Source organism: Candidatus Methylomirabilota bacterium, assembly GCA_035315345.1.
Taxonomy (GTDB): Bacteria; Methylomirabilota; Methylomirabilia; order Rokubacteriales; family CSP1-6; genus CAMLFJ01.
Window position 1 is genome coordinate 26,835 of the sequence record DATFYA010000194.1, and the last position, 9,715, is coordinate 36,549.

Annotated in this window: 12 protein-coding genes; all 12 read left to right on the plus strand. The window is 69.6% G+C overall.

The annotated features are described in order from the left end of the window. Positions 1 to 645, plus strand: coding sequence for a nicotinate-nucleotide adenylyltransferase (gene nadD, locus VKN16_25335; GenBank protein ID HME97545.1), 645 nt, complete (start codon positions 1 to 3; stop codon positions 643 to 645). Beyond that, positions 646 to 1,014, plus strand: coding sequence for a ribosome silencing factor (gene rsfS, locus VKN16_25340; protein HME97546.1), 369 nt, complete (start codon positions 646 to 648; stop codon positions 1,012 to 1,014). Positions 1,015 to 1,103: 89 nt separating this feature from the next. Then, positions 1,104 to 1,469, plus strand: a complete 366-nt coding sequence (locus tag VKN16_25345; protein ID HME97547.1) for a TraR/DksA family transcriptional regulator — start codon at positions 1,104 to 1,106, stop codon at positions 1,467 to 1,469. Positions 1,470 to 1,481: 12 nt separating this feature from the next. Continuing rightward, complete coding sequence (locus VKN16_25350) at positions 1,482 to 2,504, plus strand: tetratricopeptide repeat protein (protein ID HME97548.1); 1,023 nt, start codon at positions 1,482 to 1,484, stop codon at positions 2,502 to 2,504. Next, the gene (locus VKN16_25355) at positions 2,474 to 3,259 is read left to right on the plus strand and encodes a ComF family protein (protein ID HME97549.1); all 786 of its coding nucleotides are present in this window, start codon (positions 2,474 to 2,476) and stop codon (positions 3,257 to 3,259) included. Before VKN16_25350 ends, VKN16_25355 begins: the two co-directional genes overlap by 31 nt. A 99-nt stretch (positions 3,260 to 3,358) precedes the next feature. Next, complete coding sequence (gene gap / locus VKN16_25360; GenBank protein ID HME97550.1) at positions 3,359 to 4,363, plus strand: type I glyceraldehyde-3-phosphate dehydrogenase; 1,005 nt, start codon at positions 3,359 to 3,361, stop codon at positions 4,361 to 4,363. Positions 4,364 to 4,394: 31 nt separating this feature from the next. Then, complete coding sequence (locus VKN16_25365) at positions 4,395 to 5,582, plus strand: phosphoglycerate kinase (protein HME97551.1); 1,188 nt, start codon at positions 4,395 to 4,397, stop codon at positions 5,580 to 5,582. After that, positions 5,579 to 6,361: a triose-phosphate isomerase gene (tpiA, locus tag VKN16_25370; GenBank protein ID HME97552.1), complete on the plus strand. Its 783-nt coding sequence runs from the start codon at positions 5,579 to 5,581 to the stop codon at positions 6,359 to 6,361. Before VKN16_25365 ends, tpiA begins: the two co-directional genes overlap by 4 nt. A 7-nt stretch (positions 6,362 to 6,368) precedes the next feature. Then, on the plus strand, positions 6,369 to 6,710 hold the full coding sequence (gene secG / locus VKN16_25375) for a preprotein translocase subunit SecG (protein ID HME97553.1): 342 nt from the start codon (positions 6,369 to 6,371) through the stop codon (positions 6,708 to 6,710). A 9-nt stretch (positions 6,711 to 6,719) separates the two neighbouring features. After that, positions 6,720 to 8,381 (plus strand): peptide-binding protein, encoded by a 1,662-nt coding sequence (locus VKN16_25380; protein HME97554.1) that lies wholly within the window; start codon positions 6,720 to 6,722, stop codon positions 8,379 to 8,381. After that, the gene (locus VKN16_25385) at positions 8,382 to 9,374 is read left to right on the plus strand and encodes an ABC transporter permease (GenBank protein HME97555.1); all 993 of its coding nucleotides are present in this window, start codon (positions 8,382 to 8,384) and stop codon (positions 9,372 to 9,374) included. Continuing rightward, the coding region (locus VKN16_25390) for a peptide ABC transporter permease (GenBank protein ID HME97556.1) at positions 9,374 to 9,715 on the plus strand (342 nt) is incomplete at its 3' end. The genes VKN16_25385 and VKN16_25390, both read left to right, overlap by 1 nt.

The following is a 9,715-nucleotide window of genomic DNA, read 5'->3' on the forward strand; positions in this document are numbered from 1 at the left end:
CTGCAGCGCGTCGGCGTCTTCGGCGGGTCATTCAACCCGATCCACTTCGGCCACCTCCTCGTGGCCGACGACGTCTGCGAGGCCCTGGCGCTCGATCGCCTGCTCTTCGTGCCGGCCGCCCAGCCTCCCCACAAGCCGCCGACCGAGCTGGCCCCCGCCATGCACCGTTACCGGATGACCGCGCTGGCGGTCCAGGAGCATCCCCGGTTCGAGGTCTCCGACGTCGAGGTGAAGCGCAGTGGCACGTCCTACACCGTGGACACCCTCGCCGCGCTGCAGGAGCGGGGGCGTCTCCATCTGATCATCGGCTCCGAGACCTTCCTCGACCTCCTGAGCTGGAAGGATCCTCGACGTGTGGCGTCGCTCGCCCGCCTGGTGGTGATCCCGCGCAACGGAATGGCGTTCGACCCGGAGATGCCGGCCGCTCTCAAGGTGCTCCGGGAGCTGGGGCTGCCCGGCTTCCAGCGGGACGTGACGGAGGCAGTAGACGGCCCGGTCCCCCTGCTCCTGCACGCCGCGTCGCTGCCGATCTCCGGCTCGGACCTGCGTCGTCGCGCTCGCGAGAACCGAAGCCTCGCCTTCCGCATGCCCGAAGCCGTGGTGTCCTACATCCGCGACCACCAGCTGTATCGCCCGGAGGCGTGATTGGCCACCCTGTCTGCCGAAGCCGTCGTCCGTGTTGCCGCTCACGCGGCCCTCGACAAGAAGGCGATCGATGTGGCGGTGCTCGACCTGCAGGGCCTGTCCACCATCGCGGACTTCTTCCTGGTGTGCAGCGCCCGCTCGACCACGCAGGCGGAGACGATCGCGGAAGCGATCCGGGGCGCGCTGCGCGCGGAGGGTGTGCGACCGCGTCACAACGAGGGCAGCGCCGAGAGCGGATGGCTCCTGCTCGACTACGGCGACGTGGTGGTGCACGTCTTCCTCGAGGAGACGCGCGGATTCTACGCGCTCGAGCGTCTCTGGGGCGACGCGCCGCTCGTTTCCGTCGAGGGAGGACGAGCGCGGGATTGATTTGACATAGGCCTCGTGGTAGCCTGCGCGACTACCGGCGGCGCCGCGTCGCGTTCTCGGCGGCGATCGTGACGAGGAAGGAGGCCACGATGAAGAAGGATCGCCTGGTGCAGTTTCGGAAGAAGCTGGAAGAGAAGCATCGCCAGCTCGTGGAGGAGGTCGGAAAGAACGTCCTCTACGGCAAGGGTCCCGAAGACGATTCCATCAAGGACCTGGGTGACCAGGCCTCTTCTGCCTACAATCGTGAGTTCCTCTTCGAGCTGGGCAACGGCGACCGCCGCAGGCTGAAGGAGGTGGCGCTGGCGCTGCAGAAGATCACCGAGGGCGGCTTCGGCGACTGCGAGCGGTGCGGGGAGCCCATCGCGGATAAGCGCCTGGAGGCGCTGCCGGACGCGCGGTACTGCATCGAGTGCCAGCGGGCGATCGAAGAGGAAGAGCGTACCGCGGCCCGCTAGCCTGGCCCGCCCGTGTCGATCCGCTTCGGGCTCATCGTCGGTCTGCTCTTCGCCATCCTCGTCACCTACCTCGCCTCCCTCAATCCCACTCGCGTCCACATCGCCCTCGGCAGTGACTGGGCCTTCGACGTCCCGGTCATGGCTCTCGTCGCCATCGTCTTCGTCGCGGGCGCGGTGCTCGCCTCGGCGGTCGGCCTGGTTCGTGACGTCTCCCGGCCGCATCCACGCCGCCCATGGCGCGTCGAGCCCGGGCCGGTGGCCGTGGCGCTCGGAGGCGACGAGGTCGGGCGGCATGGCGAGCCGACGCGAGTCCACGTGGAACGGGACGACCTGATCGAGCGTCGACGCTGGGCCGAGGCGCTCGAGGTCCAGACCCGGCTGCTCCAGGAGGCGCCCCGTGACCGACGGGCGGCCGAGGAGAGGATCCTCGCCGGCCTGCACTATGAGGTGGCCCGGGACCGGCTGGAAGGGAGCGATCGCGCGGCTGCCATGTCTCATCTGAAGGAAGCCCTGCGGCTGCAGCCGGGCTTCGTGCCGGCGGCCCTGCTCCTCGGCGACACGCACCTCAAGGCGGGCGAGCCGCGGGAGGCCTTGCGCGTGTGGGAGCGGGCGGCCGAGGCCTCGCACGCCGCCCTGCCCCTGCTGGGGCGCCTCGAGCAGCTGCATCGCACCGAGGGTCGTCCGACCCGCATGATCTCGCTCTACCAGGACGCCCTCGCGCGCCATCCGGACAACCAGGCGCTGGCGTTCGGGCTCGGCCGGGTCTACTTCGAGCTCACGATGCTCGACGAGGCCGCCGAGCAGTTTCAGAAGATGGAGGTGCGGGCCCCCGATCTGCCGCAGATCCACGCCTATCTGGGAGCCATCCTGGAACGGCGCGGCCAGTTCCGTGACGCGATGGAGGAGTACCGGCGCGCGCTGCGGCTGAGCGACAGCGTGGAGTGGCCACATCGGTGCGCCGAGTGCGGCGCGGTGCACTCGCGCTGGGTCGACCGTTGCCCGACGTGTCGTCGCTGGAACACCTTCCGGCCCTAGTTCGCCCCGGCCGCGACACCGGGCGGTGGCGCTGCTGGACCGGCGTCCTGCTGGACCTCGTCTTCCCACCCTTCTGCACGGTGTGCCGGGCGCCCCTGTCCGAAGCGCGGCGTGGGCCGCTGTGCCTCGTGTGCTGGGACGCACTGGAGCGGATCGGCCCGCCGTGGTGCCGCACCTGCGGCGTCCCCATGGCGGCGGCGCTCCGGTCGATCGACACGCCGCTCTGCGGCGAATGCCGGCTTCGGCCGCCGGTGTTCGCCTATGCGCGCGCGGGCGCGCGCTACGGAGACGTGGCGCGCGAGGCGCTCCACGCGCTGAAGTTCAAAGGCCGACGGAGGCTGGCCGGCCCGCTGGCCGACCTGATCGTCGAGGGCGGCGCCGCCCGGCTGCCGAAGGGACGGCCGGACCTGCTGGTGCCGGTGCCGTTGCACCCGCGCCGGCATCGGGAGCGGGGGTTCAACCAGGCCTCGTTGCTCGCCCGTCGCCTCGGCGAGGCCTGGAGCGTGCCGGTCCGGGACGACGTCCTGCTCCGCGTCGTGGCCACCGCGTCCCAGACCGCGCTCGAGTCGAACGCCCGGCGCTCCAACGTCCGGAATGCGTTCCGGTTGCGGCGCCCGGAGACGGTCGCGGGTCGACACGTCATCGTCGTGGACGACATCCTGACCACCGGGGCGACCGTCTCCGAATGTGTGCTCACCCTGCAGGCCGGCGGGACTGCGACCGTCGGCGTCCTGACGGTCGCACGGGTCGTCTAGCACCGAGCCTTGCGCCGTGCGCCTCCGGCTGGCTATAATCGGAAGCCTCTGCTGGCCGGAAGTATTCGACAAACCGAGACAAACAGGGAAGGAGCGCCCATGGCGGTGCGCGTAGGAGTCAACGGGTTCGGACGCATCGGTCGGGTCTTCTTTCGGGCCGCACTGGAGTCCCCGGAGCTGGAAGTGGTGGCGGTCAACGACCTGGCCGACTCCAAGACCCTGGCCCACCTGCTCAAGCATGATTCCGTCCACGGCACGCTGAACGCCGAAGTGAAGTCCAAAGGCGAGGCCATCTTCGTCAACGGCCGCGAGATTCGCGTGTGCTCGGCCAAGGACCCCGCGACCCTGCCCTGGGGCGAGATGGGGGTCGAGATCGTGGTCGAGTCCACCGGCATCTTCCGCGATCGGGGCACGTCGTCGAAGCACCTGCAGGCCGGCGCCAAGAAGGTCGTCATCACCGCGCCCGCCAAGGACCCCGACATCACGGTCGTGCTGGGGGTCAACGAGCAGAAGTACGATCCGGTCAAGCACGAGCTGGTCTCCAACGCCTCCTGCACGACCAATTGCCTGGCCACCGTCGCCAAGGTCCTGCTCGACAACTTCGGAATCAAGCGCGGCTTCGCCTCGACCGTCCACTCGTACACGAACGACCAGCCGATCCACGACTTTCCGCACAAGGACCTGCGACGGGCCCGTGCCGGCGCGGTCAGCATGATCCCGACCACGACCGGCGCGGCCACCGCGGTGGGGCTGGTGCTGCCCGAGTTGAAGGGCAAGCTGGACGGCATCGCCATCCGGGTGCCCACCGCCAATGTCTCGGTGGTGGACCTGACGGTGGAGCTGGCCAAGCCGGCCACGCCGGCCGCGGTGAACGACGCCTTCCGCGCGGCCGCGGTGGGGCCGCTCAAGGGCATCCTGGACGCCACCGACGAGGAGCTGGTGTCGGTCGATTTCAACGGCAACGCGCACTCGTCGATCGTGGACCTGCCGTCGACCGCGCTGGTGGACGGCAACCTGGTGAAGGTGCTCGCCTGGTACGACAACGAGTGGGGGTATTCCTGCCGCGTGCGGGACCTGATCCGCTACATGGCGCGGTCGCTGTAAGACGCGGGCGCAGCGCGCAGCCCGACCGTCCGTGGCGAAGCTCGTCGTCGATCAGGTCGACCGGTCCGGGAAGCGCGTCTTCCTGCGGGCGGACTTCAACGTCCCGCTCGACGGGACGCGCGTGACCGATGACACCCGGATCACTGCGGTGCTGCCGACCATCCGCTGCGTGCTCGACGGCGGCGGCTCGCTCGTTCTCGCCTCGCACCTCGGGCGGCCCAAAGGCAAGCCCGATCCCAAGTACTCGCTGCGGCCCGTCGCCGAGCGCCTCGAAGGCCTGCTGGGCCGGCCGGTCGCGCTGCTTCCGGACTGCGTGGGACCGGAAGTCGAGGAGCGGGCGAGCGCGCTGCGTCCGGGCGACATCGTGCTCCTCGAGAACCTGCGCTATCACCCGGAGGAGGAAGCCAACGACGAGGGGTTCGCGCGGTCCCTGGCCGGGCTCGCCGACGTCTACGTCAACGATGCGTTCGCGGCGGCCCATCGCGCCCACGCCTCGATCGAGGCGATCACGCGCTATCTCAAGCCGGCAGCGGCCGGGCTGCTGATGGCGCGCGAGCTCGGCGCGCTCGACCGCATCTTCGAGCGTCCGGAGCGTCCTCTCTGGGCGGTGCTGGGCGGCGCCAAGGTCGCCGACAAGCTGGCCCTGGTGGAGCACCTGCTCGAGCGGGTCGAGGGGCTCGTCATCGGCGGCGGCATGGCCTTCACGTTCCTGAAGTCGCTGGGCCACGGGGTCGGCCGCTCCCTCCTGGAGCCGGACCGCGTCGAGGCCGCTCGCGCGGTCCTGGACAAGGCCCGTGCCCGCGGCATCCCGGTGCGTCTGCCCGTGGACGTGGTGGTCGCCTCCGGGCTGGACGCGACTACCGGGATCCGGACGGTGGGCATCCGCGAGATTCCCGATGATCTGATGGGGCTGGATATCGGCTCGGCGAGCGTCACCCAGTTCGCCACCGCCCTCAAGGGGGCCCGAACCATCGTCTGGAACGGCCCGATGGGGGTATTCGAGAAGGAGCCGTTCGCGGCCGGCACCGTCGGCGTGGCGCGCGCGGTGGCCGATTCGGGGGCCTTCTCGGTGATCGGCGGCGGCGACACGATCGCGGCCGTGCAGAAGGCGGGCGTCACGGACAAGATCGGCTACGTGTCCACCGCCGGCGGGGCGTTTCTCGAGTTCCTGGAGGGCCGCGTGCTGCCGGGGGTGGCGGCCCTCGACGACGCGGCATGATGCGCACGCCGCTCGTCATCGGCAACTGGAAGATGCACGGCACCCAGGCGATGGCCCGCGAGCTGGCGCAGGCCGTCCGCGATGGTCTCAAGCGGCCGCGCGGGGTCGAGGTCGCGGTGTGCCCGCCCTTCACCGCGCTGCCCGCGGCCGCCGAGGTGCTGAAGGGGGCGGCGGTGACGCTCGGCGCGCAGAACTGCCACTGGGAGGGCCAGGGCGCCTTCACCGGCGAGATCTCGCCGGCCATGCTCGCGGAGCTGGGTTGCCGATGGGTGCTGCTCGGCCACTCGGAGCGGCGCCACGTGTTCCGGGAGACCGACGAGGAGATCAACCGCAAGATGACGGCGGCGCTGCGCCACGGCATCGCGCCGGTGCTCTGTGTGGGGGAGACCGAGGAGGAGCGCCGTCAAGGGCTCACCTTCACGGTCGTGGAAGGACAGCTGCGGGCGGCCTGGGCGGGCCTGTCGTCCGAGGACCTCGCGCGCTGCGTGCTCGCCTACGAGCCGGTGTGGGCGATCGGCACCGGGGCGGTGGCGACACCCGCGCAGGCCGCCGAGGTACACCGGTATCTGCGTGGTCTGGTCTCGGAGGTCGCGTCCAAGGAGCTGGCCCAGTCGGTGCGCATCCTCTATGGGGGCAGCGTGAAGGCCGACAACGCGCAGGCGCTGACCCAGGAGCCCGACATCGACGGCGTCCTCGTGGGCGGCGCCAGCCTGCAGGCCTCGAGCTTCATCACCATCGCCAAGAAGTCGGCCGCGCGCAGCGGCGCTTCGAAGGAGTAGGACTCGCATGTTCATCCTGGTCGTGATCCTTCATGTGCTGGTGTGCCTGATCATCGTCGGCCTGGTGCTGCTGCAGGCCGGCAAGGGCGCCGACATCGGCTCCGCCTTCGGCGGCAGCGGTAGCCAGGCGGTGTTCGGCTCGATGGGCACGCCCACCGTGCTCGGCAAGGCCACCGGAGTGGTGGCGGTGCTGTTCATGGTCACCTCGTTCGCGCTGTCGATGATGGCGCACCGGCAGCCCTCGAGCATCATGCCGGCGACCGGCACGCCCGCGTCCACCGCGCCCGCCACCCCAACCCCCGCGGCTCCCGCCACCCCGGCGCCGGCGACGCCCGCTCCCCAGAAGTAGCGCCCCCGAATGCCGCGACGTCGGGCGCGCGTCCGCTCGCTGCTGGCCGTCATCGGCGGACTGACGCTCGCCACTGCGTGCAATAGCTCGGTCGACACCCGGGCGGAGGACCCGGCCACCGCGGGCACGCCCGCCTACGGCGACACGTTCATCCAGGCGTCCATCGGTGACATCGGCGGCCTGATCCCGAGCCTGACGTCGGACCAGTCATCGCACGAGGTGGGCGGTTTGATCTACGACGGGCTGATCAAGCTCGACAAGGATCTGAACATGGCGCCGGCCATGGCCGAATCGTGGACCTACAGCCCCGACTGCCTCGATCTGACCTTCAAGCTCCGGAAGGACGTGAAGTGGCACGACGGGCATCCCTTCACGGCCGACGACGTGGTCTTCACCTACCAGACCATGATCAATCCGAAGACGCCCGCGCCCTTCAAGGAGGGATTCCTCCTCGTGAAGGACGTGCAGGCGCCCGACCCGTACACGGTGCGGGTGCGCTACGACAAGCCCTACGCGCGCGCGGTGGAGACGTGGGGCACCTACATACTGCCCAAGCACCTGCTGCAGTCGTTCGCCGACGCGGGCACGCTCCGCGAATCTCCCCAGAACAGCCGACCGATCGGCACCGGACCCTATCGCTTCCAGGAATGGAAGCCGGGGGAGAAGGTCGTGCTCACCGCCAACCCGGACTACTTCGAGGGGCGGCCCTATCTGAGCCGCATCGTGTACCGGGTCATCCCGAGCCAGGCCACGATCTTCCTCGAGCTGAAGGCCCAGGGCGTCGACTACGTGAGCACCCTGACCGGGATGCAGTACTCGCGTCAGACCGAGTATCCCGCCTTTCGAAAGGCGTACAACAAGTTCCGCTACCCGGCGAGCGACTACACCTTCTTGGGCTTCAACCTCAAGGACCCGCGCTTCGCCGACCGGCGCGTGCGCGAGGCCTTCGCGCACGCGATCAACAAGCAGGAGCTGATCGACGGCGTGCGACTGGGGCTGGCCCGCGAGGCGAACGGCCCGATCCGCCCCGGCACGTGGGCCTACACCGAGAAGGTCGAGCACTACGACTACGATCCGGAGAAGGCCAAGGCCCTCCTCGCGGAGGCGGGCTGGAAGGATCGGGACGGCGACGGCGTCGTGGAGGACAAGGACGGCAAGCCCTTCACCCTCACGATCCGGACCAACCAGGGCAACGACGAGCGCAAGAAGATCGCCGAGATCACCCAGCAGCGGTTGAAGGAGGTCGGGATCAACGCGGACATCCAGCTCATCGAGTGGGCCGCCTTCATCAAGGAGTTCGTCAAGCCGCGCCGCTTCGAGGTGGTGGTGCTCGGGCTCGGCACCGGCACGGATCCGGACCAGTTCGTGGTCTGGCACTCCTCGCAGCGCGGGCCCGACCAGATGAACCGCACCGGCTACGCCAATCCGGAGGTGGATGCCCTGCTCGAGGCCGGGCGCAGCTCGTGCGTGCAGAGCGAGCGCGTGCGGTCCTACCACCGGATCCAGGAGATCCTTGCCCACGACCTGCCGATGATCTTCCTCTACTTCCGTGACGCCCTCCCGGTAGTGGCCTCGCGCATTCACGGCGTCAGCCCAGCCCCCGCGGGCATCCTCTACAACTTCGACGAGTGGTACGTGCCGAAGACGCAGCAGCGCTATACCTCCGGGTAGATGGCGCTCTTCGCCCTCCGCCGTCTCCTCCTCTCGATCCCGCTGCTCATCGGCATCACCTTCGTCTCCTACGTGGTCATCAGCCTGGCCCCGGGCGGGCCGCTCGACTTCCTGACCCCGGAGGATCCCAACGCCTCGCCCGAGGTGACGGAGCGGCTGATCAAGGAGTTCGGGCTCGACCGCCCCATCCACGTGCAGTACTGGGAGTGGCTCAAGCGGGCGGTGCGTCTCGACTTCGGGCGGTCGTTCCTGCCCGACGGGCGCCCGGTGCTGGTCAAGATCGGCGAGCGGCTGCCGGTGACGCTCTTCCTGAACCTGATCGAGATGGCGATCATCGTCGGGCTCGCGGTGCCGATCGGGGTGCTGTCGGCCACCCGCCAGCACTCGCTCTACGACAAGATCACCACCATGTTCGTATTCGTGGGCTTCGCCACGCCCGACTTCTGGCTCGCGCTCCTCCTGATGATCCTGTTCGGGGTGCAGCTGGGCTGGCTGCCGATCTCCGGGCTGCGCTCGCTGAACTGGGAATACCTCTCGTTCTGGCAGCAGCAGTGGGACTTCTTCTCGCACCTGATCTTGCCCATCGTGGTCGCCACCTTCGGCGGCCTCGCCGGCTTCTCGCGCTACATGCGGCAGAGCATGCTCGAGGTGGTGCGGCAGGACTACGTGCAGACCGCCCGGGCCAAGGGGCTGGCCGAGCGCACCGTCATCAGCAAGCACGCCCTGCGCAACGCGCTCCTGCCGGTCGTGACGATCCTGGCCCTCGCGCTGCCCGGGCTCATCGGCGGCAGCGTCATCATCGAGTCGATCTTCGCCATCCCCGGCATGGGCCAGCTCATGGTCCAGTCGGTCTTCTCCCGCGACTACCCGGTCGTCATGGGTAACCTGGTGATCGTCGCGACCCTCACCCTGGTCGCCAACCTGGTGGCCGACATCACCTACGGCCTGGTGGATCCGCGCATCCGCTTCGGCGGACGCCGCGGGAGGCGCTGATGGCCGGGCCGGCTCCCCGCGGCGAGATCCGAGTGTTCTGGCGCACCTTCTCGCGCAACCAGCTCGCGGTGGGCGGCGGCGTGGTGGTGCTGATCCTGGTGACCCTCGCGGTGCTCGCCCCGGTGCTGGCGCCCTGGGATCCCAACCGGCCGGACACCAAGAAGATCCTGAACGCGCCGTCCCGCAGCCACTGGCTCGGCACCGACCCGCTGGGCCGCGACGTGCTCTCCCGCGTGCTGTACGGCTCGCGCGTGTCGCTGGCGGTGGGCTTCGTCTCGGTGGGCATCGCCGCGGCGATCGGCGTGCTCCTCGGCGCGGCGGCCGGCTATCACGGCGGGATG